This is a genomic window from Streptomyces sp. NPDC005070 (assembly GCF_053600395.1).
The window spans coordinates 26,340-51,899 of sequence record NZ_JBSFZS010000059.1; the positions used below are offsets into that span (position 1 = coordinate 26,340).

Annotated in this window: 20 protein-coding genes and 2 pseudogenes; 9 read left to right on the forward strand and 13 right to left on the reverse strand. The window is 71.9% G+C overall.

Annotated features, from left to right (window positions below; all coding sequences use genetic code 11):
* The first annotated feature begins 9 nt into the window (after positions 1-9).
* The 4 genes from ACWEBX_RS21060 to ACWEBX_RS21075 all read left to right on the forward strand — a co-directional run bounded on the left by ACWEBX_RS21060 (position 10) and on the right by ACWEBX_RS21075 (position 3,614).
* A complete protein-coding gene (locus tag ACWEBX_RS21060; RefSeq protein ID WP_451886376.1) occupies positions 10-705 on the forward strand; it encodes a polysaccharide deacetylase family protein in 696 nt (231 codons plus the stop codon).
* Complete coding sequence (locus ACWEBX_RS21065; RefSeq protein WP_451886355.1) at positions 702-1,814, forward strand: glycosyltransferase; 1,113 nt, start codon at positions 702-704, stop codon at positions 1,812-1,814. The genes ACWEBX_RS21060 and ACWEBX_RS21065 overlap by 4 nt, the downstream gene beginning before the upstream one ends.
* A gap of 16 nt (positions 1,815-1,830) precedes the next feature.
* A complete protein-coding gene (locus tag ACWEBX_RS21070; protein WP_451886356.1) occupies positions 1,831-2,487 on the forward strand; it encodes a lipopolysaccharide biosynthesis protein in 657 nt (218 codons plus the stop codon).
* Between the two features lie 77 nt (positions 2,488-2,564).
* On the forward strand, positions 2,565-3,614 hold the full coding sequence (locus ACWEBX_RS21075; protein ID WP_451886377.1) for a GNAT family N-acetyltransferase: 1,050 nt from the start codon (positions 2,565-2,567) through the stop codon (positions 3,612-3,614).
* A gap of 512 nt (positions 3,615-4,126) precedes the next feature.
* Here the strand turns inward: ACWEBX_RS21075 and ACWEBX_RS21080 are convergent.
* The 4 genes and pseudogenes from ACWEBX_RS21080 to ACWEBX_RS21095 form a co-directional block, all read right to left on the reverse strand.
* A pseudogene (locus ACWEBX_RS21080) lies at positions 4,127-5,428 on the reverse strand (glycosyl hydrolase); the annotation flags it as partial.
* A gap of 707 nt (positions 5,429-6,135) precedes the next feature.
* Positions 6,136-7,197, reverse strand: coding sequence for a chaplin (locus ACWEBX_RS21085; protein WP_451886357.1), 1,062 nt, complete (start codon positions 7,195-7,197; stop codon positions 6,136-6,138).
* A gap of 106 nt (positions 7,198-7,303) precedes the next feature.
* The gene (locus ACWEBX_RS21090; protein ID WP_451886358.1) at positions 7,304-7,561 is read right to left on the reverse strand and encodes a chaplin; all 258 of its coding nucleotides are present in this window, start codon (positions 7,559-7,561) and stop codon (positions 7,304-7,306) included.
* 315 nt (positions 7,562-7,876) lie between these two features.
* Positions 7,877-8,287, reverse strand: a complete 411-nt coding sequence (locus ACWEBX_RS21095; RefSeq protein ID WP_451886359.1) for a rodlin — start codon at positions 8,285-8,287, stop codon at positions 7,877-7,879.
* 266 nt (positions 8,288-8,553) lie between these two features.
* Here ACWEBX_RS21095 and ACWEBX_RS21100 point away from each other — a divergent pair.
* Positions 8,554-8,821 (forward strand): annotated as a pseudogene (locus ACWEBX_RS21100) (rodlin).
* A gap of 131 nt (positions 8,822-8,952) precedes the next feature.
* On the opposite strand, the gene ACWEBX_RS21105 reads toward ACWEBX_RS21100, so the two are convergent.
* From ACWEBX_RS21105 to ACWEBX_RS21115, 3 genes are all read right to left on the reverse strand, one after another.
* The gene (locus tag ACWEBX_RS21105) at positions 8,953-10,581 is read right to left on the reverse strand and encodes a YfbK domain-containing protein (RefSeq protein ID WP_451886360.1); all 1,629 of its coding nucleotides are present in this window, start codon (positions 10,579-10,581) and stop codon (positions 8,953-8,955) included.
* Positions 10,582-10,734: 153 nt separating this feature from the next.
* Positions 10,735-11,598, reverse strand: a complete 864-nt coding sequence (locus ACWEBX_RS21110) for an ABC transporter permease (RefSeq protein ID WP_451886361.1) — start codon at positions 11,596-11,598, stop codon at positions 10,735-10,737.
* Positions 11,595-14,279 (reverse strand): alpha/beta fold hydrolase, encoded by a 2,685-nt coding sequence (locus ACWEBX_RS21115; protein WP_451886362.1) that lies wholly within the window; start codon positions 14,277-14,279, stop codon positions 11,595-11,597. The genes ACWEBX_RS21110 and ACWEBX_RS21115 overlap by 4 nt, the downstream gene beginning before the upstream one ends.
* A gap of 116 nt (positions 14,280-14,395) precedes the next feature.
* Between ACWEBX_RS21115 and ACWEBX_RS21120 the strand changes: the two genes are divergently transcribed.
* Positions 14,396-14,806, forward strand: a complete 411-nt coding sequence (locus ACWEBX_RS21120) for a GNAT family N-acetyltransferase (RefSeq protein ID WP_451886363.1) — start codon at positions 14,396-14,398, stop codon at positions 14,804-14,806.
* 57 nt (positions 14,807-14,863) lie between these two features.
* Here the strand turns inward: ACWEBX_RS21120 and ACWEBX_RS21125 are convergent, their stop codons facing one another.
* Positions 14,864-16,273 carry an APC family permease gene (locus tag ACWEBX_RS21125; RefSeq protein WP_451886364.1) on the reverse strand — a complete coding sequence of 470 codons (1,410 nt, stop codon included), beginning with the start codon at positions 16,271-16,273 and terminating at the stop codon, positions 14,864-14,866.
* Positions 16,274-16,700: 427 nt separating this feature from the next.
* Here ACWEBX_RS21125 and ACWEBX_RS21130 point away from each other — a divergent pair, with 427 nt between their 5' ends.
* Complete coding sequence (locus ACWEBX_RS21130) at positions 16,701-17,546, forward strand: hypothetical protein (RefSeq protein WP_451886365.1); 846 nt, start codon at positions 16,701-16,703, stop codon at positions 17,544-17,546.
* Positions 17,547-17,606: 60 nt separating this feature from the next.
* Here ACWEBX_RS21130 and mmsA read toward each other — a convergent pair whose 3' ends face one another.
* Genes mmsA through iolC form a run of 5 tightly spaced genes read right to left on the reverse strand, consistent with a single transcriptional unit; the run spans position 17,607 to position 23,775 of the window.
* Positions 17,607-19,109: a CoA-acylating methylmalonate-semialdehyde dehydrogenase gene (mmsA, locus tag ACWEBX_RS21135; RefSeq protein WP_451886366.1), complete on the reverse strand. Its 1,503-nt coding sequence runs from the start codon at positions 19,107-19,109 to the stop codon at positions 17,607-17,609.
* Between the two features lie 14 nt (positions 19,110-19,123).
* Entirely contained in the window at positions 19,124-21,040 is a 1,917-nt protein-coding gene (gene iolD, locus ACWEBX_RS21140) for a 3D-(3,5/4)-trihydroxycyclohexane-1,2-dione acylhydrolase (decyclizing) (RefSeq protein WP_451886367.1), read from the reverse strand.
* Positions 21,037-21,879, reverse strand: a complete 843-nt coding sequence (gene iolB, locus ACWEBX_RS21145) for a 5-deoxy-glucuronate isomerase (protein ID WP_451886368.1) — start codon at positions 21,877-21,879, stop codon at positions 21,037-21,039. The genes iolD and iolB overlap by 4 nt, the downstream gene beginning before the upstream one ends.
* Before the next feature lie 7 nt (positions 21,880-21,886).
* Positions 21,887-22,828 carry a Cgl0159 family (beta/alpha)8-fold protein gene (locus ACWEBX_RS21150; protein WP_451886369.1) on the reverse strand — a complete coding sequence of 314 codons (942 nt, stop codon included), beginning with the start codon at positions 22,826-22,828 and terminating at the stop codon, positions 21,887-21,889.
* Positions 22,825-23,775 carry a 5-dehydro-2-deoxygluconokinase gene (iolC, locus tag ACWEBX_RS21155; RefSeq protein ID WP_451886370.1) on the reverse strand — a complete coding sequence of 317 codons (951 nt, stop codon included), beginning with the start codon at positions 23,773-23,775 and terminating at the stop codon, positions 22,825-22,827. Before iolC ends, ACWEBX_RS21150 begins: the two co-directional genes overlap by 4 nt.
* A gap of 130 nt (positions 23,776-23,905) precedes the next feature.
* On the opposite strand from iolC, the gene ACWEBX_RS21160 reads away from it, so the two are divergent.
* Positions 23,906-24,892 carry a sugar phosphate isomerase/epimerase family protein gene (locus ACWEBX_RS21160; RefSeq protein ID WP_451886371.1) on the forward strand — a complete coding sequence of 329 codons (987 nt, stop codon included), beginning with the start codon at positions 23,906-23,908 and terminating at the stop codon, positions 24,890-24,892.
* Positions 24,893-25,276: 384 nt separating this feature from the next.
* Positions 25,277-25,477, forward strand: coding sequence for a helix-turn-helix transcriptional regulator (locus tag ACWEBX_RS21165; RefSeq protein ID WP_451886372.1), 201 nt, complete (start codon positions 25,277-25,279; stop codon positions 25,475-25,477).
* Positions 25,478-25,560: the final 83 nt, after the last annotated feature.

A 25,560-nucleotide genomic window follows, 5' to 3' on the forward strand; every position in this document is an offset into this window, starting at 1 on the left:
TGGGTGGCGATGTACCACTCCGTCGGGGACTGCTCCGACGACCCGTACCACGTCACGGTCTCCCCCGGCCGCCTCGACCAGCAGTTCCGCTGGCTGAGCCGGCACGGGCTGCGCGGGGTGTGCGTCGCGGACCTGCTCGCGGCCCGTGCCCGCGGCCAGGGCCGGGATCTGGTGGCCCTGACCTTCGACGACGGGTACGCCGACTTCGTCGGGACCGCTCTGCCCCTCCTGCGGCGCCACGGATTCGGCGCCACCCTCTTCGTGCTGCCCGGCCGGCTCGACGGCGACAACGCCTGGGATCCGCTGGGCCCCCGCAAGCCGCTGCTGGGCAAGCAGGGCATCCGGCTCGCCGCCGCCTCCGAGGGCATGGAGGTCGGCTCGCACGGACTCACCCATGTCGACCTGACGAAGGCGGACGACGCCGTGCTGCGCGCCGAGGTCGCCGAGAGCAGAGCGGTGCTCTCGGAGTTGATCGGTGCTCACGTCGACGGCTTCTGCTATCCGTACGGGACCGTCGACCGCCGGGTCGTCGACGCCGTCCGCGACGCCGGCTACGGCTACGGCTGCGCGATCGACCCCGGCCCGCTGACCGGCCCGTACGCCCTCCCGCGTGTGCACATCGGCGAGAACGACACCTCCGTACGCCTGTTCCTCAAGCACCGGCTGCACCGGCTGCGCCGCCGCCCGGTGGAGGCGGGCCGGTGAGGGCGCTGCACATCATCACCGGTCTCGGGATCGGTGGCGCCGAGCAGCAACTGCGACTGCTGCTGCGGCACCTGCCCGTCGCCTGCGACGTCGTGACGCTCACCAACCCGGGCCCCGTCGCCGCCGGGCTCGCCGCCGACGGTGTGCGCGTGATCCATCTCGGCATGTCCGGCAATCGCGACCTCGCCGCCCTCCCCCGCCTGGTCAAGGTGATCCGCGCGGGCCGCTACGACCTCGTCCACACCCACCTCTACCGGGCCTGCGTGTACGGCAGGCTCGCCGCCCGGCTGGCCGGGGTGCGAGCGGTGGTGGCCACCGAGCACTCGCTCGGCGACTCGCAGATGGAGGGCCGCCCGCTCGGACCCGGCGTACGCGCCCTGTATCTGGCCGGCGAGCGGCTCGGCCGGTCGACCGTCGCCGTCTCGCCCACGGTCGCCGAACGCCTGCGCCGCTGGGGTGTGCCCGCACCGCGCATCGAGATCGTGCCGAACGGCGTCGACATCGCCCGCTTCCGCTTCGACCCGGACCTGCGCGAACGCACCCGCCGCCGGCTCGGGCTCCCGGAGGACGCGTTCGTCGTCGGCGGGGTCGGCCGGCTCGCGCCCGGCAAACGGTTCGACGTCCTGATCCGCGCGCTGGCCGAACTGCCCGGCGACTGCCGGCTGCTGCTGGTCGGCGGCGGCACGGAGGAGGTCGCGCTGCGACGCGCGGCGCACGACGCCGGGGTCGCGGACCGGGTCCTGCTCGCCGGGGAGCGCCCCGCCGGCGGTTCTCCCGGCGCCGATCTGCCGTCCCTGATAGCGGCCATGGACGTCCTCGCCTCGCCCTGCCCCGAGGAGGCGTTCGGGCTGGCCGTCGTGGAGGCGCTGGCGGCCGGACTTCCGGTGCTGTACGTCTCCTGCCCGGCCGTCGAGGACCTGCCACCCGGAACGGCCCGCGGCGCCACCCGGGTCGGCGGCGGCGCGGAGTCCTTCGCCCGGGCGCTGACCGGCGTCCGGGCCCGGGGCCCCGCCCCCCGCTCGGCCCCGGAGGCGGCCCACCACTACTGCATCACCCGCAGCGCCGCACAGCTCATGGACGTGTACGCGGCCGCTGTCGCGCGCACCTGACTGGAGTGAGTTCCACATGTCCGAAAACCTCACCAGGGGCCATAGCCCCTGGGGTTCGGCCCCTTCCAGGGCGAGGACCATTCCGGCGTGGTCGCTGCTCGCGGCCACGGCCGTGCTCGGCGGCGCGCTCGGCGGCGCGTACGGCGTGGTTAAGCCCCCGTCCTACACGGCCACGAGCTATGTCATCGCCGTCCCGACGGACAAGGGCGATCCCTCGGCCGCGCTCGGCTTCGCCCAGGCCTACGGCCGTGTCGCCACGCAGCTCGCGGTGCTCGGGGACGCGCAGGTGTGGGCCGGTGTGCCGGTGCGGACGCTGGAGGCGAGTGTGCGGACGGCGACCTCACCGGACGCCCCGATGATCGCCGTCTCCGCCACCTCCACACACGCCGACCAGGCCGCCGACATGGCCAACGCGGTCACCCGCTCGCTGACCCGGCACGCCAACGCGAGCCAGAAGAGCACCCACGTCCAGCTTCTGTCGTTCTCCCGCGCGGTGAAGCCGGCCTCGGCGTCGTCGCCGTCCCCGACGGTGACGGGCCTGGTCGGTGCGAGCGCGGGCGGACTGCTCGGCGGTCTCCTGCTGCTGGTCCGGCCCCGGCGGTCCGCCGACCCGGCCCGCCCGGCCTCGGTACCGAGCCCTGCCACCGCCGCCGATGTGCACGGCCAGCGGTGAGCGCGACGACGTTCCAGGCCGGTGTCCTCGACACCGCGCGGGCCGAACTCATCACCGAAGACCGGGAGTTCGCCGACATGGCGGCGGCCTGGGGACGCCTGTACCACCGGTGCGGCGCCGCCACCGCCTTCCAGAGCCACGCCTGGCTGCACTCCTGGTGGCTGTCCTACGGGACACCGGGGCGACTGCGGCTGGTGGTCGTGCGCGAGGGCGGTGAACTGCTCGCGGTCGCGCCACTGATGCGGGCCCGCCGCCGGCTGCCGGCGCTCGTGCCGCTCGGCGGCCCGATCTCCGACTACGCGGACGTCCTCCTCGACGACGAACACGCCGACCGTGCGGCGGCCCTGCTCGCCGAGGGACTGTCGGCCGCGGCCCGCACCGCGCTGATCGACTTCCGCGAGGTCCGCCCCGGCGGCGCCGTGGAGCGGGTCTACGAGCACTGGAGCGGGCCGCGCCGCCAGGTCGGGGACTCCCTGTGTCTGGAGCTTCCGGCCGTCTCGATGGACGAGCTGATCGGCCGTCTCCCCTCCTCCAAGGCCCAGCGCGTCCGGGCCAAGCTGCGCAAACTCACCGCGCTCGGGGTCGAACGGCGGGTGGTGGGCCACGACGAGGTGGCCGCGGCCCTCGGCCGGCTGCTCGAACTGCACCGGCTGCAGTGGGCGGACCGGAAGGTGACGTCCGAGCACCTCCAGGAACGGTTCTCCGAGCATCTGGTCCGCTCGGTGGGCCCGATGGTGCGGTCCGGGGACGCGGTGGTCACCGAGTTCCGGCTCGACGGCGCCGTGATGGCCGTGGACCTCACCCTGCTGTCCCGGCGCCTCGCGGGCGGCTATCTGTACGGCGCCCATCCGGGGTTGCGCGAACGCAAGGCGGACGTGGCGGTGATACTGCTCGACGCCTGCTCCCGGCACACCGAGGGCGGTGACCGCGGGACGCTGAGCCTGCTGCGCGGCGACGAACCGTACAAGCACCACTGGCGCCCGGACCCGGTCCTCAACCAGCGACTGCTCCTGGCCCGCCGACGTACGGCGCCGCTGATCTCGGCGGTCGTCGGTGACGTCGCCGCGCGCCGGCGGGGCAAGGAGTTGCTGCGGAGCTGGCGGGAACGCGGTGGCGGCGGGTCCTGACCGGCCCGCCGCCACCGGGGTCACCAGCCGCTCGACCACCAGTCGCCCGACCACCACTCGTCCGACGGCAAGTCGAGGTGCACGCACGGCTTGCCGCCGATCCAGTACTCCACCCAGTCACCGAGATCCAGCGACGCGCAGGTGGTCCGGTCCGGTGTCACGTCCGGGACGGGCTCGCGTGCCGGGGGCGGCGTGGGCGTCGGGGTCGGGGTGGACACCGGCTCGGACACCGGGGTCTTGGCGGGGGTCGGGACCGGCTCGGGCGTCGGCGTCTCGACCGGGGTCGGCTTCGGCTTCGACGTCTCGACCGGAGTCGGGACCGGCTTCGGCGTCTTGACCGGGGTCGGCTTCGGCTTCGGCTTGGACGTCGGAGTCGGGGTCGGAGTCGGAGTCGGACTGGAGACCGGCTCGGGTGTCGAGGCCGGCTCCGGGGTCGCGACCGGTTCCGACGCCGGGGCCGGCTCGGGCGTCGGTGTCGAGGCCGGCTCGGGCCGGGAGGTGGCCTCGGGCGTCGGGGTCGAAACCGGTTCGGACGTCGGCGCCGGGGGCTGAGTCGGTTCGGAGGCCGCGGGTGTCGGCGTCGACGCCGGTTGGGAGGTCGGCGTCGGTGCCGGAGCGGTCGGCGGCGAGTCGGTGACGTGGGACAGCGCGGCCCGGTAGGCCTGGGCCGCCTGCGGGTTGTCCTGGCACTGCCACACGCCGTGCGGGCAGTAGTCGGTGAGCGTGTTGTACACCGGCTTGTGCTCGTCGATCCAGGCGAGCATGTCGTTCATGTACGTCGCGTTGTCGCCGTTCCGGTAAAGGCCCCACTCCGGATACGAAATGGACTTGCCGTGCGCCTTGGCGAAATCCACCTGCTCCTGAAGCCCGTACGGCTCCTTCACCTGTTCCTCGAACGAAAGTCCCGACGGCTGGTCGTAGGCGTCCATGCCGAGGATGTCGACCGTGTCGTCACCGGGATAGCACTCGGTCCAGGGAACGGCGTCCCGCCCGCGGTTCGGCGCGAAATCGAACCGGAATCTCTGCCCCGGCACCGACCGCATGGCGGTGACGATCCTGTTCCAGTACGTCTTCCATGCCTCCGGGTCGGGCCCGCAGCGATGGGTGTACGTGATGCCGTTCATCTCCCAGCCGAGCACGATGACGGTGTCGGGCACCTTCAGCTCGACGAGCCGCTCGGCAAGCGCGCGGAAATGGTGGTCGAAGGCCCCCGTCGTGGCCTCGCCCAGCAGCAGGCGGACCTGGTCGTCGGAAAGGCCCTCCTCGTTGTGCTCCATCATCGGGACGTTCAGGACGAGCATCCGGTCGTCCTGGCGGCGCCGCCAGTCCGCCCAGGCGTCCAGGAATCCGGGCGCGCCCTCGATGTTGCTCCAGCGGTCGCCGGGCAGATACGTGTGTCCGACCCGCAGTTCGGTACCGCCCAGCCACCGGCTGAGCTGCGCGATACGGGCGACGCCTTCGGGCCCGTAGTCGAGGTAGGCGCCGAACGCCGGCAGCCCGGCGACGCCCGGCCGGGCCGGGTTCGCCCCGTCCGCGCGGGGCTTCTCGGGTACGGCGGGGGTCGAGGCCGGCGGCCCGGTGGGCGTCGACGCGGGCCTCACGGCCGGGTTCGCGCCGGCGGCCGGAACGACGCCGCCGGCCGAGGAGTTCACCGGCGGATTCGCCGTCGTGGGTGTCGGAGCCGGCGGGTCGCCCACCCGCACCGCCCCGGCACCCACGGCGTACACCGGACCGGACGCGAGGGCGACCGACGTGACGATGCCGGCCGCGATGAACGCCAGCTTTCCGCTCCGGGGCCGCTGCTCTGGGGCCATGCCTGCTCCTCTCCCTCTTGTTCCTCGGATTTTCCTTTCCGATGACTGACACTCAGTCATACGCATGTTCATTCAGCCAACCGGTGTTCCGGTCTCGCGTTCTGACGATCACTCTCAGGGGTGACCGGCCCGGTCACCGCGCCCCTTGATTCCGGTCGGTCCCGAGGGAAGTCCCGTCGGCGGGCACCGCTTTCTCAGCAGGACGCATCCGCCGTATCCGCCCGGCTGGTCCCTCGCGGACTCAGCCGCGGTGTTGCGCCAAGTGGCCGCCCGGGTTTCCGGCCCGCCGGACTGGTCCCGTCGGATGACGTGCGCGCCCTCGCGGCGAGCGGGCCGCGCGGCAACGGGGGCCACCACTGGTGGCCAAGGGGAGCCGGCCCTGGCTGATCCCGGTCATCACGCCACGGGATTCAGGGCCCGGCGCGGGCTGCTCGGTCTCCTGGACGACGAGCTGCGCGCGGGTCCGGCGGCCCTGCCGGGACGGTTCCCCCGTGGCCGGCCGGGACGTCGATCCGTCCGTGCCGGGGCTCTTCGTGCCGGGTCACTTCGTGGCGGGCCTCATCACCGCCACGGCCACCGTCTTCGGCCCGGCCACGCGCTTCGTGCACGGAGCCGGGTTCACGGCGGGCACGCTGGAGCGCGGATCGGCTCCGGGTGCGGCTCCGGGTGCCGGGCGCCGGAGCGCGTACGGCACCCGGAGCGGGGCGTCACGGGCGGGACATCGCCCGGCTGCGCCGGTACAGCAGGGCGCCGCCGACCAGCAGCGCGGCGCTGATCGCGCCGTTGGCGAGCATTCCCTCACTGCCGGTCTCCGCCAGCGCGGGCGGGGTGTACTGACGGTGCACCGTGGGCGGGACGGGGGGCTGCTCGTGGACCTTCACGGGCGGGGTGTGGTGCTTCGGCGGCTGCGGAACCGTCCGCGGGGGCGTCGTCGGGTGGCTGTGCGGCGCGTGCTCGTAGGCGCACGTGTTGCCGAACACGGGGTTCAGCAGGCCGATCACGTCCAGGGTGTTGCCGCAGAACTCGATCGGGACATCCAACGGAACCGCGGCCTGGTCGCCCGACAGGACACCGGGCGAGCCGTGCGTCTCGCCGTACGACGAGGCACCGCTCCAACCGCCGTGGTGGGCGCCCGAGTCACGGTGGCCGGGGCTCATGTGACCGAAGTGCCCCTGCCGGACGTCTCCGTACCCCGAATCGCCGAAGCCGGAGTGCCCCTGCCGGAAGTCGCCGTGCCCCGAATCGCCGGAGCCACCGAGCACACCGCCGAAGCCGCCCAGATCACCGAGCTGACCGAGCTCACCGCCAAGGCCGCTCTGTCCACCGCGCTCACCGCCGAACCCGCCGGCCGGCTGACCGGCGTGACCGCCGTTGCCGATGTGCTCGGCACCGCGACCGGCGGGGTGGCCACCGTGGCCGCGCGCGTGGTCGGTGCCACCGTGAACGGCACCGCGTCCCGTGCCGTGCGCGGAGCCGGCGTCGTGCTGGGCGGGGTGGTGCGGCGCCGCGTGCCGGCCCTGCGCAACCGGGCCATTGGCACAGGAGTTGCCGAACGCCGGGTTGAGGGCGGCGACGACGTCGACCGTGTTGCCGCAGATGTTCAGCGGCACGTTCACCGGAACCTGGACGTTGTTTCCCGACACCACGCCGGGTGAGTCCGAAGCGGTCGCGGTCGTGCTGGAGTCCGCGAAGGCCGGACTGGCGTACAGGGACATGATGCCTGTCGCAGCCGCGGCCAGGACCACTCCCCTACTCAGGTTCTGTCGCACTCTTGTTTGTCTTCCTGCTGGGAGAAGTGAGGAAGCCGGCCCTGGGTCCGCGAGGCGGTCCAAGGCCGGCCGTGGCACAGCCGGAGGCGGCTGAAGTGCCGAAACGTCAGTGGTTGGCGCAGACGTTGTCGATCGCCGGGTTCAGCAGCGCGATCAGGTTGACCGAGTTGCCGCACACGTTGACGGGGATGTGGATCGGGACCTGGATCACGTTGCCCGAGAGGACACCGGGAGAATGGGCGGCGACGCCCTCGGCGCCCGAGTCCGCGAAGGCCGGGGCAGCCATGCCCAGGGCCATGATCGCGCCGACGACGACGGAAGTGCTCTTCCTGACCTTCACGTGGCTTCCCTTCTCTGCGGTCATGCCCCTTTGTCGGCCGAAACCGAGCGAGCGCACTTGGGCGGCTCGCATCATGACCTGCAGGCTGTGAACGAGGGACGGGCCGCCGAAGAAACTGCGAAACGTACGCCCAGGGGGAATTCACTCGAATCGCCCCACCCGGAATGGGGCACGGAAGCTTCACAACAGGAGAAACGCTCCTTCCGAAGAAGAAGCGTTTCACCCGGAGCGGGAATGTCAACACGCCAGAAATGGAATTCATATATACGACGCGGCCCTGCGTCGGGGCCCGGAACCGCTCGCCCGGACACGGCGCGCGGCCCGGGCCCCGGACGGGTGTCAGCTCCCGAGCGCGCCGTTGCCCGACAGGACCGGGATGTTGTCCAGGATGTGCGAGAGCGGCTCGTCGCCCTTGGCCTGGGTGGAGTTCTCGGTGCACTGCTGGTTCTGCGGGGCCGACAGGACCGGGACGTCCTGGAGACCGACGTGCGCGGCGCCGAGCACGTTCTGGGCGTTGAGCTTGGCCGGCAGGCCGACACAGGGCTTGTTCAGGGACCCCTGGACGAGCGAGAGCTGGGGGCTCTGGTCGCCCTTGGTCAGGGCGTTACCGTACGTCTGCTCGGCACCGTTCCCGTTCACCGTGGTGACGCCGCCGTCGTTGCCGATGGCCGGCGCCTGCGGGGCGGACGCCGCCGAGACACCGACGACGGAAGCCGCGACCGCTGCCACGGCCATTGCCTTCCTGAACATTTCTCCGGGTTCCTTTTCTGCTGCTGAAGCGTATTCCTGCCGCCACCTCAACCGAACCCGGCGGGATGGGTTGCACGTCGCCACCCGAACGGTTCGCGGAACCCTCCAAAATTCACCCGACCCATGGCCTGAGGGTTTACTCGCCACGCCGTTCACCTGATCCATTGGGGTGAATCGGAGCAACCATGCCGACCGGGGTCAGTTGTCCAGGTCGCTCCGGTGGACGGGGTCCATCCAGAAGGGATCAGCACGCGATCAAGAAGGTTATGGCTGCCGCGGCACTCGCCGCTTCCGTCGTCGGAGCCAGTGCCGCCGCCGCGCCCTAACAAGCCCTGCGTCGGCCTGCCGGCCAAGCTCAACGTCCAGAACCTCGCCGGCCTGGCGCAGATCGGCGCCCAGGACGTCCCGATCCTGTCGGCCCCTCAGAACCAGCAGTGCACCGAGAACTCCACCCAGGCCAAGGGCGACGAGCCGCTCTCGCACATCCTGGACAACATCCCGGTCCTGTCGGGCAACGGCGCGGTCGGAAGCTGACCGACTCCGCACCACGGACAGCGGGCCGCTCCTCGGAGCGGCCCGCTGTTCCCCTGTCCGGCCCGCTGTTCCAGGGTCCGGCCTGTGTTCGGGGTGAGGAGCCCGTTGTCCTCACGATTCGTCGGGGCGCTCTACCGGGCGCAGCCGTCGGAGCAGATGTCCAGCTCGTCGGCCCGGCCGATCGCGGTGGCGAGCGCCGCGACGTCCTTGTCCTCGGTCACGTCGGCCAGGGTGCGGGCCCGCGAGGCGAGTTCCTTGAGGGAGGGGACACCGGGCAGGGAGCTCCAGCGGGCATCGCCCGCGCGCAGGTCGTCGGCGAAGTAGGCGGCCACGGCGGTGACCTGGAAGGAGTACGGCGAGGTCCAGACGCCGTCGCGCAGGTCGCCGGTCTCCAGGCTGCCGGACTCCTCGTGCGGGGCGCGGGATGCGGGGTCGAGCCAGCGGACGGTCGCGGTGGCCAGATGTCCGGAGGCGCCGGGGCGGGTGCGGACGGCGTAGAGGGCGGTGACCGTGTGGCCGGGGCCCACCTCGCCGCCGTCCACCCGGTCGTCGCGGAAGTCCTCGTCGGCGACCTTCCTGTCGTCGTAGCCGATCAGCCGGAACCGTTCGACCGTCTCGGGGTCGAAGGAGACCTGCGCCTTGGCGTCGCGTGCCGTGAGGTCGATGTTCTGCGGAAGCTGGTCGCAGAACACGGTGAGGGCGTCGTCGCGGTCGGAGACGTACGTCGTGTGGCCGTCGCCCTTGTCGGCGAGGCGTTCCATGAGGGCGTCGCCGTAGTCGCTGCCGACACCCACGCCGAAGAGGGTGATGCCGTGTTCGCGGCGGGCCGAGGAGATCCGTTCGAGGATGTCGTCCGCGTCCGTGTCGCCGGTGTTGGCGAGGGCGTCGGAGATCAGGACGACCCGGTTGGTGGCACCCTCGCGCAGCCCGTCGACGGCGGTCGCGTACCCGGTCCGCACCCCCGCGCCGAGGTTGGTCGAGTCGGTCGGCTCCAGGCTGTCGATCGCCCGGTGGACACGGGCCCGGTGGGCGCCGAGCCGGGTCATCGGCAGCACGGTCTCGGCCTCGTCGCTGAAGGTGACCAGGGCGACCGAGTCGTCGTCGCGCAGCCGGTCCGTCATCACGTCGAGGGATTCCCTGGCCAGGTCGAGCCGGCCCGGCTCCGCCATGGAACCCGAGATGTCGATGACGAAGGTGAGGGCGGCGGGCGGGCGTTCGCGCTCGCTCTCGGCGGGCCGGGTGGCGAGCCCGACCCGGACGAGGGACCAGCGTCCGTCGTTCGTCCGGGCGCCGTCGACGGACAACGAGAAGCCGTTGCCGTCGGGGCGTTCGTAGTCCTGGCGGAAGCTGTTGACGAACTCCTCGGGGCGGATGGTCGAGGGGTCGGGGGCACGGCCGTCCGCGAGGCTGCGGCGGGCGTAGCCGTACGACGCGGTGTCGACGTCGAGGGCGAAGGTGGAGAGGTAGTCGGGCGACGGCTGGACGTCCGGCGCGTCCGACTGCTCGCCCTCGGCGTCGCGTCCGGCCGCGCCGCCGGTCGGCTGCGCGGGGGCCGGCAGCGGGAGGTTGTTGCGGCCGCCGGACTTGTCCGGGCCGTCCGTCGAGTTGCTGCCGTCGCCCGCGCCGCATCCGGTGAGCAGCAGCGCGCCCGCGATCGGCAGGGCGAGCAGCGCGCCGACCGCCCTTCGGCGGTTCCCCCGCCGCGCACCGCCGCGTGGGCGGCCGGTGCCGGCCGCCGTCCGTGTGTCCTTCATCGCCATCTGTGCCCCCTCGGCGTACGGCCCCTGGGTGGGCCGACCTGTGTGACTGTGACGGCCGAGGGGGCCGTGACGTGCGCTCGGACGGGTTGCGGAAGGGTTGCGAAGCGGCCACGGCAAGGGGTCGCCGAGACCGGTAGGTGATCTTCCGGAGGCCTACGACACGATGTCCTTCTGCCGGAAGCCGCGGAAGGCCAGGGCGAACAGGACGAACGCGTATGTCACGGAGATCGCCGTCCCCTGGATCATGCCTCCCCATTCCGGCGTCGGCTGGATGGCGTCCGCCCACGCGAACTGCCAGTGGGCGGGCAGGAAGTCGCGCCAGTGGCCGAGTGCGGTGACCGCGTCCAGGACGTTGCCCACGATGGTCAGACCGACCGCGCCGCCGACCGCGCCGAGCGGGGCGTCCGTCTTCGTCGACAGCCAGAACGCGAGCCCCGCGGTGACCAGTTGGGACACGAAGATGTACGCGATCACCGCGAGGAGCCGCTGGGCGGCGGTGCCCGCGGGGAGCACGCCGCCGGTGGGGATCTCCAGCGGACCCCAGCCGTACGCCGTGGTTCCCACGGCCAGCGCGACGACCGGCAGCAGGACCATCGCGGCCAGGCTGAGACCGAGCGCGACGGTGAGCTTGGACCACAGCAGCCGGGCTCTGGGCACGGGCGCCGCGAGCAGATAGCGCAGGGAGGACCAGCTCGCCTCGGAGGCGACGGTGTCACCGCAGAACAGCGCGACCGGGATCACCAGGAGGAAGCCCGCCGACACGAACAGGTTCACCGCGGCGAAGTTGGCGCCGGACGCGGTGGCCGTGTCCATCAGGGTGACCTGGTTGTTGCGGCCGCCGGGGTCCCCGCCGATCGCGAACGCGACGAGCAGGACGAAGGGCAGGGCCGCGAGGACGATGCCCATGACCAGGGTGCGGCGGCGCTTGAGCTGGCGGACGAGCTCGACGCGCAGCGGCAGGGTGCGGCGCGCCCGGTACCCGTCCGCCGTCTCGGTCCGCTCGACGAGCGTGCTCATGCGGAGCCTCCGATCAGGGTGAGGAACGCGTCTTCCAGACGGCGGTGGGGTCCCACCGACGCCACCGGTACTTCGAGGCGTACGAGTTCCACGACCAGGCGCTGCGCGCTGCCGCCGGCGTCGAGGCGGACCAGCAGTCCGTCCTCGGTCGCGGCGGCCGAGAGCACGCCCGGCAGTGCGCCCACCTTCTCCACGACGGGCGCGTCGAGGGGCGCGCCGGTGCCGACGAGGAGGGTGTCGCCGGAGCCGATGATCTCGGACACCGGTCCCGCCTGGACGAGCCGGCCGCGGTCCATGACCACGAGGTGGGTGCAGGACTGCTCGACCTCGGCGAGGAGATGGCTGGAGACGATGACCGTGCGGCCCGCGGCGGCGTAGCGGATCATCACTTGGCGCATCTCGCGGATCTGCGGCGGGTCGAGGCCGTTGGTGGGTTCGTCGAGGATCAGCAGGTCCGGGAGCCCGAGCATGGCCTGGGCGATGGCGAGGCGCTGGCGCATGCCCTGGGAGTAGGTGCGCACCGCGCGGGCGAGGGCGTCGCCGAGTCCGGCGATCTCCAGGGCCTCCTCCATGTGGGCGTCCTCGGGGGGACGGCCGGTGGCCCGCCAGTACAGCTCCAGGTTCTCGCGGCCGGTCAGGTGCGGGAGGAAGCCCGCGCCCTCGACGAACGCTCCGACGCGGGAGAGGACCGGCGCGCCGGGGCGGATCGCGTGCCCGAAGACGTGGATCTCGCCGTCGTCGGGCTTGATGAGGCCCATGAGCATGCGCAGGGTGGTGGTCTTGCCAGCGCCGTTGGGCCCGAGCAGGCCGAGGACCTGGCCCTTCTCCACGCGGAACGACAGGTCGCGTACCGCGTACCGGTCGGCGGACTTGGCGTAGCGCTTGCTCAGACCGGTGATCTGGAGCGGGACTTCGGCGAGTTCGGGGTCGGGCGCGGGGGCGCTCGTACGGCGGCGGCCGGTCACCAGCAGCGCCAGGGCGGCGAGCGCGCCGGCGAGCGGCAGCCACCACACCCAGGAGGGCAGCGGCGCGGCGGCGGTCTTCACTCCGGGGGCCGTCGGCACCTGGAGGCCGCCGCTCCGGAGCGACACGGTGTACGTGGCCGGGGCGGCCGGGGAGGCGTAGCCGAGGTCGGTCGAGGCGAGGACCAGGCGCAGCCGGTGGCCCTTCTGGACCGCGTGGTCGACGGCGGGCAGGGTCAGGGCCACGTCCTTGCCGTCCTTCGCGCCCTCGACGCGGACCGGGGTGACGAGCTGGGAGGGCAGCACCTGTCGGGTGCCGTCGGGGCCGACGTCGTACACCTTCGCGAAGAGGACCGCGTCGTCGCCGGTCGACTCGACGTGCACGGTGGCGGTGGGCGAGCCGGTGATCAGCAGGTCCTCGCGGAGCGGCGCGGACTCGAAGCGGGCGTACTGGCCGGGGAAGTCCAGGGAGACGCCGACGCCGAGACTGGAGAGCTGGGAGAGGCCGCCGGAGCCGCCGAGGCCCGGCAGGGCCGAGATGGCGGGCGGAGTGGCACCCGCCGGGTTCTGGAAGCGCTGCTCGCGGCCGGTCAGGGCGACGGTGTGCGGGCCGCTGTCGAGTCCGGGGTAGGTGTCCGAACTCGCGCCGCGCAGCAGGGCGGCGCCGTCGGTGGAGTCCACGCCCCCGGTGCGGGTGACGCGGAAGGCGGGGCCGGTGGCGGCGTTCTTGTCGTCCTTGAGGTACCGGTCGAACCAGGAGACGACGCGGGAGGTGACGCGGTCCGTCTCCATGTCGCCGCCGTCGTGTCCGCCCGCGATCCAGTCGACGTCGACGGGAGCGCCGTTGGCCTTGATCGCCTCGGCCGTCGCGTCGGCCTGGCCGAGCGGGAAGAGGGAGTCGGACTGGCCCTGGGTGATGAGGGTGGGGACCTTGATGCGGTCGCCGACGGCGGAGGGGCTGCGCTCCTCCAGCAGCTTCACCGCCGCCGCGTCCGGCTTCCCGGACTCCGCGACCCGGTTGTACATCGCGCACAGCTCGGGCTGGAAGCGGACGCAGCCGCCCCCGGAATTGATGAAGATGCCCGCCCAGAGCTTCTTGAACACGCCGTTCGGGAACAGGGCGTCGGCGAGGTTCCAGTACGTGATCGACGGGGCGATGGCGTCGACGCGCCGGTCGTCGGCGGCGGCCAGCAGGGAGATCGCCCCGCCGTACGAGGCGCCCGCCACACCCACGCGCGGGTCGCCGCTGCCGTCGAGCCGGACCTCGGGGCGCCGGGCGAGCCAGTCGACGAGCCGGGAGACGTCGGCGACCTCGGCCTTGGGGTCGTTCAGTCCGATGCGGCCGGTGGACCTGCCGAAGCCGCGGGCCGACCAGGTCAGGACGGCGTATCCGTCGCGGGCGAGTTTCTCGGCCTGGTCGCGGACGTCCGCCTTGCTGCCGCCGAAGCCGTGCGCGAGGAGGACGGCGGGGCGGCGGTTCGAGGACGGTCCCGCGGTGAAGTACGAGGTGTCGAGCCGCACTCCGCCGTCCATGGTCATGACGCGGTCGGAGCGGTGGACGGCGGCCGGCCCGTCGGAGGCGACGGCCGTCCAGGTGCCCGCGCCGGCGAGCAGCACGAGGGCAGCGGCGGCCGCCCAGCTCCCGCGGGCTCGCGCCGTCGTGCGAGCGGCGAGGTGCCCCCGGCGCGGCCCGCGCGGCCGGGGCAGTCGAAGATCCATGCCTCAACGGTACGGGCGCCCGCCGACAACGGGGACAGCCGCCGGGTTGAACCGGCACCCCTCCCGGGGAGGTACGGACGGGGCCGCGTGTACCGCGTCCGTGGTACGAACGGGCCATGGAGCTGCGCCGCGCCGCCACTGTCGGGGAACTGACCGCCGCCGAGTACCTCTTCGACGCTCCCGTGCGTCCCGAGTGGGCCCGGCGGTTCCTGGAGGCGCAGGGACATCATCTGTTCCTGGCCTACGAGGGCGAGGTGCCGGTCGGCTTCGTCAGCGGTGTCGAGACGGTCCACCCGGACAAGGGCACCGAGATGTTCCTGTACGAACTGGCCGTGGCGGAGCCGTTCCGGCGGCGGGGCACCGGCCGGGCGCTGGTCCGTGAACTCGCAGGCCTGGCCCGGGAACGCGGCTGTTACGGCATGTGGGTGGGCGTGGACAGCGGAAACGACGTCGCCCTCGCCACGTACCGCAGTGCGGGTGGCAAGGACGACGGGTCGTGCACGGTGATGACGTGGGACTTCGGCTGAGGCCCTCGTCGGGGGGCGGGGCCCGGCGGAAGGGTGCCGGGCGGTGTGCCGCTCCGGCTACGCCTGCGCGTCCTCCGGGATCGACACCAGCCAGCGGGTGTCGCGGCGCGGTCGCAGGTAGAAGGCCCAGTACAGGGTGGCGACGGCGGTGATGCCGCCGGTCCAGAGCAGGTACCGCGTCTCCTGCTGGGTGAGGACGTAGGCGAGCACGACGATCAGCAGGACGGGTATCGCGGGCCACAGCGGCATCCGCCAGGCGGGGGTGTGGCGGTGGTGGCCGCGCCGGGCGAGCAGGGCGGCGACCGCGACGAGCAGGTACATGGCCGTCACCGACACGCCCGTGACGCCGTACAGGGTGTCGAGGTTGACGAAGCAGAGGGCGGCGCCGGGGACGCCCACCAGGAGGGTGGCGACCCAGGGGGAGCCGAACCGGCCGAGCCTGGACAGGCCGTTGCTGACCGGCTCGGGCCAGGCCTTGTCACGGGCCGAGGCGAACAGGACGCGCGAGTTCTGGATGACCATGACGATGCCCGCGTTGATGATCGCGAGGGCGACGCAGAGGCTGACGAACGTGCCGACGGCCGAGTTGGACCAGGCCGTGACCATGCTGCTGATGTCGCCGCCGGTGAGCTGCCCGATGTCGGAGGCGCCCATGGTGATGGCGACGACGGGGACCAGGATGACGACCGTGGAGATGGCGAGGGTGGCCAGCACCGTGCGGGCGACGTTGCGCCGCGGGTTCTCCAGCTCCTCGGAGAGGTAGACGGCGGTCGAAAAGCCCTGGGTGGCGAAGAGGGCGATGGCGAGCCCGGAGATGACGAGCATGCCCGTCACGGCGTCGGTGTGTCCGCCGGTTCCGGCGACCTGCATGGAGGTCAGGCTGCCGAGGCCGCGCTGGCTGTGCGTGAAGCCGAGGAGGGCCACCACGCCGGCGGCGACGACTTCGAGGACGAGGAAGATGCCGGTGATCCACGCGTTGGCGCGCAGGTCGAGCAGACCGGCGAGGGTGGCCAGCAGCATCACGCCTGCGCCGGTCATCGCCGGGTCGAGGTGCACCAGGGGGGCGAGGTAGTCGGCGGTGCCTATGGCGATCACCGGCGGGACGATCATCACCACCAGCAGGGACATCACGAAGACCAGCCAGCCCGCGAGCCGTCCGGCCATCGTGGAGACCATGGCGTACTCGCCGCCCGCGCTGGGGATGAGGGTGCCCAGCTCCGAGTAGCAGAACGCCACGGCGATACAGAGCAGCGAGCCGATCGCGATCGTGAGGGCGGTCGCGGTGCCGAGAGAGCCGAAGAGGTCGGGGATGACCACGAACAGCGTCGAAGCCGGGGTCACGCAGGACAGCGTCAGCAGGGTTCCGCCGACGACGCCGATGGAACGCTTGAGCGTCTTGGGGTTCCCGGTCGCCGTCGGGGCGGCGTCCGGGACGGCGGTCTCGACGGGGCGGAGCGTGTCGGTCATGAAGCGGTTCCGATCGACTCGTGCATCAGATGTTCGGGCGGGAGCGATATCGCCTCCGGCGGCTCGCGTCGTTCTTCGTTCTCGTCCGCTCCCGCGTTGATGGAACCTTGACGGAAACCGTTGCGTCAATGGCCGTTTACCTACGGAATCCGCAGTAGCAGAGCGACGCACGTCACATAACTTTCCCAGGCCGTAACACTCTCGTACGGCAATCATCAATACTCAGCGCACGGCGGCCTTGCTTTCTAAGGACATGCCGGTGCTTCACCTGCACTACCCGTTTCGTCACCGCATGACGAGAACCGCAGCCGGACTCCCGAAACTCGCTGGAATTGGTCGGCATTCCGGACGCAAATCTGTGATGGTCATGTCAGTCCCTGCGGCTAGAGTCCTGCGCGCAGAGAACATACGGACAGGGGTGGGGAACGTGCGGTACACGCGGGGTGTGGTCTGGGCGGGAGTGGCCGTCGCGGCGCTGGCCGGGACGACCGGATGCGGTGCGGAGACGACGAAGAAGGCCGCCGAGGTGGTCGGCCACGCCGACACGATCATGGCGGCACTGGGGCGGGCCACGGACCGGACGGAGGCTCTGGGCTCCGCCGAGGTCAAGATGACCACCGAGGCGAACGGCGCCGCTCCCATCGCCATGGAGGGCACCTACTCCTGGGGCCACGGCTACGCGTACGACGTCCACATGGACACCAAGGCCGCGAAGATGGAGACACTGACGCACGACCCCTCGATCCGCACGCTCTTCGTGGACGGCGCCTACTACTACGACGTCGACCCGCAGCCCTCCGGCCCGCTCAAGGGCAAGGAGTGGATGAAGGTCGACGGGTCGGCCGTCTTCGGCACGGCGGGCGCCGCGGCGATGCGCGGAAACTCGGGCGCCGGCAGCCCGGCGGCCAGCATGAGGTACCTGAAGTACGCGAGCGACGTCGAGGACCTCGGCAAAGAGACCGTCGGAGGGAAAAGCGCGACCCACTACCGGGCCGTGATCGACAAGAGCCACATGGGCAAGTACAAGGACGCCCTCACGGCCGGGGACGACACGCTCTTCGGCTCGGCGACCGGCACCGTCGACGCGGTCACCATGGACATCTGGGTCGGCTCCAAGGACCTGCCGGTCCGCTTCAAGGAGGTGATCGGCACCATGACGGTGACCATGGACTTCGAGAAGTTCGGCGCCACCGCCGATGTGAAGGCCCCGCCCGCCGCACAGACCGGTGATGTCACCGAGCTCATGAAGAAGGCCGCCGCGCAACAGCAGTAGACGCCGACGCGCCGGTGCCCCGCCCCTCGTGCGAGGAGCGGGGCACCGGCGGCCAGTGCCTCAGTGGTTGCGCGGGAAGCCCAGGTCGACGCCTGCCGGGGCCTCCGACGGGTCCGGCCAGCGGGTGGTGACGACCTTGCCGCGGGTGTAGAAGTGCGTGCCGTCGTTGCCGTAGATGTGGTGGTCCCCGAACAGGGAGTCCTTCCAGCCGCCGAAGGAGTGGTAGCCCACCGGCACCGGGATCGGCACGTTCACGCCGACCATGCCGGCCTCGATCTCGAGCTGGAAGCGGCGGGCGGCGCCGCCGTCCCGGGTGAAGATCGCGGTGCCGTTGCCGAAGGGGGAGCCGTTGATCAGCGCCACGCCCTCCTCGTACGTCTCCACGCGCAGCACGCACAGCACCGGGCCGAAGATCTCGTCCTTGTACGCGTCCGCCGTCACCGGCACGCGGTCCAGGAGCGAGAGACCGATCCAGTGGCCGTCCTCGTGGCCCTCGACCGTGTAGCCCGTACCGTCGAGGACGACCTCGCAGCCCTGGTCGGCGGCGCCCTTCACGTAGGAAGCCACCTTGTCGCGGTGGACGGCCGTGATGAGCGGGCCCATCTCCGACGCCGGGTCGCTGCCGGGACCGATCTTGATCTTCTCGGCGCGCTCGCGGATCTTGGCCACGAGTTCGTCGCCGACGGAGCCGACCGCCACGACGGCGGAGATCGCCATGCAGCGCTCGCCGGCGGAGCCGTACGCGGCCGAGACGGCGGCGTCGGCCGCGGCGTCCAGGTCGGCGTCCGGCAGGACCAGCATGTGGTTCTTGGCGCCACCCAGGGCCTGGACCCGCTTGTGGTTCGCGGCGGCGGTGGTGTGGATGTAGCGGGCGATCGGCGTCGAGCCCACGAAGGACACCGCGGCGACGTCCGGGTGCTCCAGGAGCCGGTCGACGGCCACCTTGTCACCGTGCACGACGTTGAAGACACCGTCGGGCAGACCCGCCTCGGCCAGCAGCTCGGCGAGCTTCATGGCCGCCGAGGGGTCCTTCTCCGAGGGCTTGAGAACGAAGGTGTTGCCGCAGGCGATGGCGATGGGGAACATCCACATCGGGACCATGGCCGGGAAGTTGAACGGCGTGATACCGGCGACGACACCCAGCGGCTGGCGGATCGAGGACACGTCGACCCGGGAGGCCACCTCGGTCGACAGCTCGCCCTTGAGCTGCGTCGTGATCCCGCAGGCCAGCTCGACGATCTCCAGACCGCGGGCGACCTCGCCGAGCGCGTCCGAGTGCACCTTGCCGTGCTCGGCGGTGATCAGTTCGGCGATGGCGTCGCGGTTGGCGTCGAGCAGCGCACGGAACTTGAACAGGATCGTGGTCCTCTTGGCCAGCGAGGACAGACCCCAGGTCGCGTACGCGTCCTTCGCGGCGGCGACGGCGGCGTCGACCTCCTCGACGCTCGCGAACGCGACCTTCGTGGTCACGGCGCCGGTCGCCGGGTCGGTGACCGGCCCGTACGTACCCGACGCACCCTCGACGGTCTTGCCACCGATCCAGTGGTCGACGGTCTTCGTCATGGCCAATTACTCCTTCACAGATGGCGGCGTCGGGCGGCGACGTGCCGGTCGTACTCCTCACGTGCCTTGACCGCCGACGCTCGGGTCGCGGTCTCGGCCACAGGTACATCCCACCAGGCCTGGGCCGGGGGCGCGCCCGACACTGTGTCTGCCGTTTCGGTCTCCACGTAGACACAAGTGGGAGTGTCCGCCTCACGCGCCTCGGCCAGGGCCGCCCGCAGGTCACGCACGGTTCTCGCGCGCAGGACCCGCATACCCAGACTGGCCGCGTTGGCCGCGAGATCGACCGGCAGCGGCACTCCTGTGTACGTACGGTCGGCGGCCAGACGGCGGTACGCCGTGCCCAGGCGCTCTCCGCCCACGGACTCCGAGAGCCCCCCGATCGACGCGTACCCGTGGTTCTGCAGGATGACCACCTTGATCGCGACGCCCTCCTGGACGGCGGTGACGATCTCGGTGGGCATCATCAGATACGTGCCGTCGCCCACCAGCGCCCACACGGGCCGGTCCGGGACCGCCATCCGCACACCGATCGCGGCCGGGATCTCGTAGCCCATGCACGAATAGCCGTACTCGACGTGGTACTGGTCCCGCGACCGCGCCCGCCACAGTTTGTGCAGGTCGCCGGGGAGCGAGCCGGCCGCGTTGATCAGGATGTCCTCGTCGGTGACCAGTTCGTCGAGGACGCCGAGGACCTGCGGCTGGGTGGGCCGGATGTCGATGTCCTCCGCCTCGTAGGCCGCGTCGACGCGGTATTCCCAGCGCTCCTTGTCGTCCGTGTACTCGGTGACGTACGCGGGCTCCGCGCGGTGGCGGTGCGGCAGCAGCGCCTCGGTGAGCGCTTCGAGACCGGCGCGGGCGTCGGCGATCAGCGGAGAGCCGGCGAGCTTGTGCCCGTCGTAGGCGGCGATGTTGAGGTTGAGGAAGCGGACGCCCGAGGCCGCGAACAGCGTGCCCGAGGCGGTGGTGAAGTCGGTGTAGCGGGTGCCGACCCCGATCACCAGGTCGGCGGTGCGGGCCAGCTCGTCGGCGGTCGCCGTGCCGGTGTGGCCGATGCCGCCGACGTCCTGCGGGTGGTCCCAGCGCAGCGAGCCCTTGCCCGCCTGGGTGGAGGCGACGGGGATACGGGTGGCCGAGGCGAGCTCGGCGAGCGCCTCCTCGGCACGGCTGTGGTGGACGCCGCCGCCCGCGACGATCAGCGGACGCCGGGCCCCGCGGACCGCCTCGACGGCGCGGACCAGCTCGCCGGCGTCGGGCGCCTGGCGCCGTACGGCCCAGGTCCGCTCGGCGAAGAACTCCTCGGGCCAGTCGTACGCCTCCGCCTGCACGTCCTGGGGCAGCGCGAGCGTGACGGCGCCGGTGTCGACGGGGTCGGTGAGCACGCGCATCGCCTGGAGCGCCGCCGGTATCAGGGCCTCGGGGCGGGTGATCCGGTCGAAGTACTTCGACACCGGGCGCAGACAGTCGTTGACCGACACGTCCCCGGCGAAGGGGACCTCCAGTTGCTGGAGCACCGGGTCGGCGGGGCGGGCCGCGAAGACGTCGCCGGGCAGGAGCAGCACCGGCAGATGGTTGACGGTGGCGAGCGCGGCGCCGGTGACGAGGTTGGTGGCGCCGGGCCCGATGGAGGTGGTCACGGCGTGCGTGGACAGCCGGCCGCACTGGCGGGCGTAGCCGACGGCCGCGTGCACCATGGCCTGTTCGTTGCGCCCCTGGTGGAACGGCATCACGGGGGGTGCGGAGGGTGTCCCCCCGCCGGGCGCTGTCGCGTACTCGACGAGCGCCTGGCCGATCCCGGCGACGTTCCCGTGGCCGAAGATGCCCCAGACGGCGCCGATCAGCCGACGGCGCTCGCCGTCCCGTTCGGTGTGCTGGGCGGCCAGGAACCGCACCAGCGCCTGCGCGACCGTCAGCCTCGTCGTCGAGGTCATCGGTATCCCCCTGTGCTCTCCGCGTGTCCCGGGTGGAAGCGGATCCGCCACTCCCTGTCCCCGCCCGGCCCCGCCATGACGTTCAGGTAGTACATGGTGTGACCGGGCTGGGCGATGGACGGGCCGTGCCATCCGTCGGGGACGAGGACGGCATCGCCGGTGCGGACCTCGGCGAGGACGTCCGAACCGCCCTCACGGGAGGGGAATACGCGCTGATAGCCGAAACCGTTCGGTCCGTCGATCTCGAAGTAGTAGATCTCCTCCAGCCGGGACTCGACGCCGGGCAGGTGTTCGTCGTGCTTGTGCGGTGGATACGAGGACCAGTTGCCGCCGGGGGTGATCACCTCGACGGCGATGAGCCGGTCGCAGTCGAAGACGTCCGCGGCGGCGAAATTGCGCACCTGGCGCGCGCAGTCGCCGCTGCCGCGGTCTTCGACGGGAACCTCCGGCGCGGGGCCGTAGCGGGCGGGGAGTCGGCGCTCGCACTTCGCTCCTGCCAGGGCGAAGCGGCCTCCCGCGCCGGAGGCGATCTGGGCCCGGGCCTCACGGGGAACGTACGCGAAGTCGGAGACCCCGTCGAACACGCTCCGCCTGCCCAGGAGTTGGAACTCCTCCTCGTCCATGCCGTCCTTGGTGCGCACCGTGCAGCCGCCGCCGAGCGGGAGCACGATCCACTCACTGTCCCCGGTGGTGAAGGTGTGGGTGCCGCCGGGGGCCAGCTCCACGATCCGCAGACTGCTGTGGGTCCAGCCGGCCCGTTCGGGGGCGATGTCGAGGGCGTAGTAGGCGTCGGCGGTGGTGCCCGCGGGCACGTACAGCTCGTTGCTCGGACGACTCATGCGGCCCTCACAGAAGTCCTACGGCGGTGTCCACGGCCGCGGCGACATCGCCGTCCGCGGGATACAGCAGCGAGCGGCCCACCACCAGGCCCTGCACGGTGGGGAGTTGGAGCGCCCCGCGCCATTTCTCGTACGCACCCTCCTGATCCTCGCCGACATCGCCGCCGAGCAGGACGGCGGGCAGCGTGGAGGTCTCCATGACACGGGCCATGTCGTCGGGGTTCTCGGTGACGGGGACCTTCAGCCAGGTGTAGGCCGAACTGCCGCCCAGGCCGCCCGCGATGGCGAGGGACTTGGTGACGGCCTCGGCGCTCAGATCATTGCGCAGGGTGCCGTCGTCCCGGCGACGGCAGAGGAACGGTTCGACGAAGACGGGAAGTTGCCGTTCGGCCATGTCGTCGATCACGCGGGCGGCGGACTCCAGCGTGCGCAGTGAGCCGGGGTCGTCGTAGTCGATGCGCAGCAGCAGTTTGCCGGCGTCGAGGCCGAACCGCTCGATGTCCCTCGGGCGGTGGCCGGTGAACCGGTCGTCCAGCTCGAAGGCGGAACCCGCCAGTCCACCCCGGTTCATCGAGCCGATGGCCACCTTGCCGTCGAGCACACCGAGGAGCAGCAGGTCGTCCAGTATGTCGGCGGTGGCGAGCACCCCGTCGACCCCGGGACGGGCGAGCGCGACGCACAGGCGCTCCAGCAGATCGGCCCGCCCCGCCATGGCCAGTCTCCGCTCGCCCACGGCCAGCACGCCTCGGGCCGGATGGTCCGCGGCGATGATCATCAGCCGGCCGGAACCCTCGACGAGCGGCCGTCGCACGCGCCGGGCGGCGGCCTCCGCGACCGCCTCGGGCCGGCGGGCCCGGGTCCGGACGAGCGCGGAGACGTCGACACGTACGGGCGCGGGCCCGTCGCCTCCCTGTTCGGGGCGGGCTCCCCCGACGTGGCCCGCCCTCACCGCACCGCTCCCGCGGCGAGGGCCTGTTCGATCTCGTGCGCGGTGGGCATCGCGGAGGAGCACTCCAGCCGGGAGGCGACGATGGCGCCCGCCGCGTTCGCGTGGCGCACGGTCTTCTCCAGGTCCCAGCCGGCGAGCAGTCCGTGACAGAGGGAGCCGCCGAACGCGTCGCCCGCGCCGAGGCCGTTGAGGACCTCGACCGGGAGGGGCGGGACCTCGGCCGTGGTGCCGTCGCGATGGACGGCGAGGACGCCCTTGGGTCCCTGTTTCACCACGGCGAGTTCGACGCCGGCCGCCAGGAGCGCGGCGGCCGCCGCGTGCGGCTCGCGTTCTCCGGTGGCGACCTCGACCTCGTCGACGTTGCCGACGGCGACGGTGGCGTGGCGCAGGGCCTCCTTATAGAAGGGGCGCGCGGACGCGGGATCGTGCCAGAACATCGGGCGCCAGTCGAGATCGAAGACCGTCGTACCGGAGCGGGCCCGGTGGGCCAGGGCGGTGAGGGTGGCCGTGCGGCTGGGCTCGGCGCTCAGTCCCGTGCCCGTCATCCAGAAGACCCCTGCCTCGCGCACGGCGTCGAGGTCGAGTTCGTGCGCGCCGATCTCCAGGTCGGGGGCCTTGGGCTGCCGGTAGAAGTACAGGGGGAAGTCGTCCGGCGGGAAGATCTCGCAGAAGGTGACCGGCGTCGGCAGTCCCGGGGCCGCGGTGACCCAGCGGTCGTCGACACCGAAGTCGCGCAGCGCCTCGCGCAGATAGGTTCCGAAGGGATCCGCACCCGTTCGGGTGACGACGGCGGTACGCCGTCCGAGCCGCGCGGCCGCCACCGCGACGTTGGTCGCCGAGCCGCCGAGGAACTTGCCGAAGGAGGTCACCCGGGACAGCGGGACCCCCGTCTGCAACGGGTAGAGGTCCACGCCGATCCGCCCCATGGTGATCAGCTCGTACGCCATCGAGTTCCCTTCTCGGCGGTCCCTGTGGCTGTCCCCAGGTCTAGCCCCGCAAGGGGACCCTGTCAACGTTTTGTCCAGACATTCGGACCTTGGCTTGACACCTCTCGGGAGCCGCCGGAAGCTGGCGCCCATGACGTCGTCGCCGCAGTCATCGCCGCAGTCATCGCCGCAGTCATCCCCCGGTCCCTCACCGAAGTCGTCACCGCGGTCGTCACCTCCGTCCTCACTCTCGCGCATCCGGATCGGTTCGGCTCCCGACTCCTGGGGCGTCTGGTTCCCCGACGACCCCCTGCAGGTCCCCTGGCAGCGCTTCCTCGACGAGGTCTCCGGATCGGGCTACGAGTGGATCGAGCTCGGCCCGTACGGCTATCTGCCCACCGATCCGGACGTCCTGCGCGAGGAGACCGCCCGGCGCGGGCTCAGCGTGTCGGCGGGCACGGTCTTCACCGGACTGCACCGGGGTCCCGACGTGTGGGAGTCCACCTGGGCGCACGTCTCGGACATCGCGGCGCTCGCCCAGGCGATGGGCGCCGGGCATCTCGTGGTCATCCCGGCCTTCTGGCGGGACGACAAGACCGGCGCGGTGCTGGAGGACAGCGAGCTGACGCCGGCCCAGTGGCGGGATCTGGCCACCCAGACCGAGCGGCTCGCCCATGAGGTGCGCGAGCGCTACGGGCTGAGCGTGGTCGTCCATCCGCACGCGGACACGCACATCGACAGCGAGGAGAACGTCACCCGTTTCCTCGACGCGACCGACTCCTCGCTGGTGTCGCTGTGCCTGGACACGGGCCACTACGCCTACTGCGGGGGCGACAGCGTCAAGCTCATCGAGACGTACGGCGAACGCATCGGCTACCTCCACCTCAAGCAGGTGGACCCGCGGGTGCTGGCCGGGGTGCGGGCCGAGGAGCTCCCGTTCGGGCCCGCCGTGGCGCGCGGCGTGATGTGCGAACCGCCCTCCGGCGTGCCGGCGCTGGAACCCGTCCTCGCCGCCGCGCAGGATCTCGGCGTCGAGCTGTTCGCGATCGTCGAGCAGGACATGTACCCGTGCCCGCCGGACAAGCCACTGCCGATCGCCCGGCGCACCCGGGAGTTCCTGAGGTCCTGCGGGGCGTGACGCCCGCCTCCCGGGGCACCCGGCCCCCGGACTCCCGGCCCGCCGGGTGCTCGGGGCCCGGCAGGCGCTCGGGGCCCGCCCGGTGCTCGGGCTCCCGGTGCTTGGGGCGCGGCAGGCGCTCGGGGTCCAGCAGGCCCGTCTGCGCGACCGGGCGGCGACTCCGTACTGCTACCGCCCATGCGTCACTCGTGTCACAAAAAACTCCTCCGTGTCACACATGTCGCGTATACGCGGGTCTTGCGTCACACCCGGGCGACAGCCACGGCCCGGCCCTCACGCCGCGTCGTTCACCGGGCACACGCTTTGTGATCACCAGCGCAGCGCCCGGCTCCCCCGACGGCCGTCCCAGGCCGCCGCCGCGGCGCGCGCGGGGAGGTGCCACTCATGACCGACCGCCGGCTCTGGTCGTACAAGGAGATCGCCGCACACATCAAGGTGCAGCCGGACACCGTCCGGTCCTATCGCAAACACGGGCTGCTGCCGGAACCCGACCACGTCGACGCCGGTAAGCCCTACTGGTACGCCGACACCGTCCGCGCCTGGGTCGCCTCCCGCCCGGGAAACCGGGGCCGCAAGGACACTTGACGCGTCCGGCCGGGCGGTGCGTCACCCCGGGTCCGTCTTCCGTGCCGAGCACTGCCGAGGTCAGCCGTATGACAGTCACCTTC

Excerpts from the sequence above, each read along its gene's own strand:
- ACWEBX_RS21060 (WP_451886376.1), top strand. The coding sequence starts at position 10 with ATGTACCACTCCGTCGGGGACTGCTCCGACGACCCGTACCACGTCACG.
- ACWEBX_RS21070 (WP_451886356.1), top strand. The coding sequence starts at position 1,831 with ATGTCCGAAAACCTCACCAGGGGCCATAGCCCCTGGGGTTCGGCCCCT.
- ACWEBX_RS21075 (WP_451886377.1), top strand. The coding sequence starts at position 2,565 with ATGGCGGCGGCCTGGGGACGCCTGTACCACCGGTGCGGCGCCGCCACC.
- ACWEBX_RS21090 (WP_451886358.1), bottom strand. The coding sequence starts at position 7,561 with ATGACCGCAGAGAAGGGAAGCCACGTGAAGGTCAGGAAGAGCACTTCC.
- ACWEBX_RS21095 (WP_451886359.1), bottom strand. The coding sequence starts at position 8,287 with ATGTTCAGGAAGGCAATGGCCGTGGCAGCGGTCGCGGCTTCCGTCGTC.
- ACWEBX_RS21105 (WP_451886360.1), bottom strand. The coding sequence starts at position 10,581 with ATGGCGATGAAGGACACACGGACGGCGGCCGGCACCGGCCGCCCACGC.
- ACWEBX_RS21110 (WP_451886361.1), bottom strand. The coding sequence starts at position 11,598 with ATGAGCACGCTCGTCGAGCGGACCGAGACGGCGGACGGGTACCGGGCG.
- ACWEBX_RS21115 (WP_451886362.1), bottom strand. The coding sequence starts at position 14,279 with ATGGATCTTCGACTGCCCCGGCCGCGCGGGCCGCGCCGGGGGCACCTC.
- ACWEBX_RS21120 (WP_451886363.1), top strand. The coding sequence starts at position 14,396 with ATGGAGCTGCGCCGCGCCGCCACTGTCGGGGAACTGACCGCCGCCGAG.
- ACWEBX_RS21125 (WP_451886364.1), bottom strand. The coding sequence starts at position 16,273 with ATGACCGACACGCTCCGCCCCGTCGAGACCGCCGTCCCGGACGCCGCC.
- mmsA (WP_451886366.1), bottom strand. The coding sequence starts at position 19,109 with ATGACGAAGACCGTCGACCACTGGATCGGTGGCAAGACCGTCGAGGGT.
- iolD (WP_451886367.1), bottom strand. The coding sequence starts at position 21,040 with ATGACCTCGACGACGAGGCTGACGGTCGCGCAGGCGCTGGTGCGGTTC.
- iolB (WP_451886368.1), bottom strand. The coding sequence starts at position 21,879 with ATGAGTCGTCCGAGCAACGAGCTGTACGTGCCCGCGGGCACCACCGCC.
- iolC (WP_451886370.1), bottom strand. The coding sequence starts at position 23,775 with ATGGCGTACGAGCTGATCACCATGGGGCGGATCGGCGTGGACCTCTAC.
- ACWEBX_RS21160 (WP_451886371.1), top strand. The coding sequence starts at position 23,906 with ATGACGTCGTCGCCGCAGTCATCGCCGCAGTCATCGCCGCAGTCATCC.
- ACWEBX_RS21165 (WP_451886372.1), top strand. The coding sequence starts at position 25,277 with ATGACCGACCGCCGGCTCTGGTCGTACAAGGAGATCGCCGCACACATC.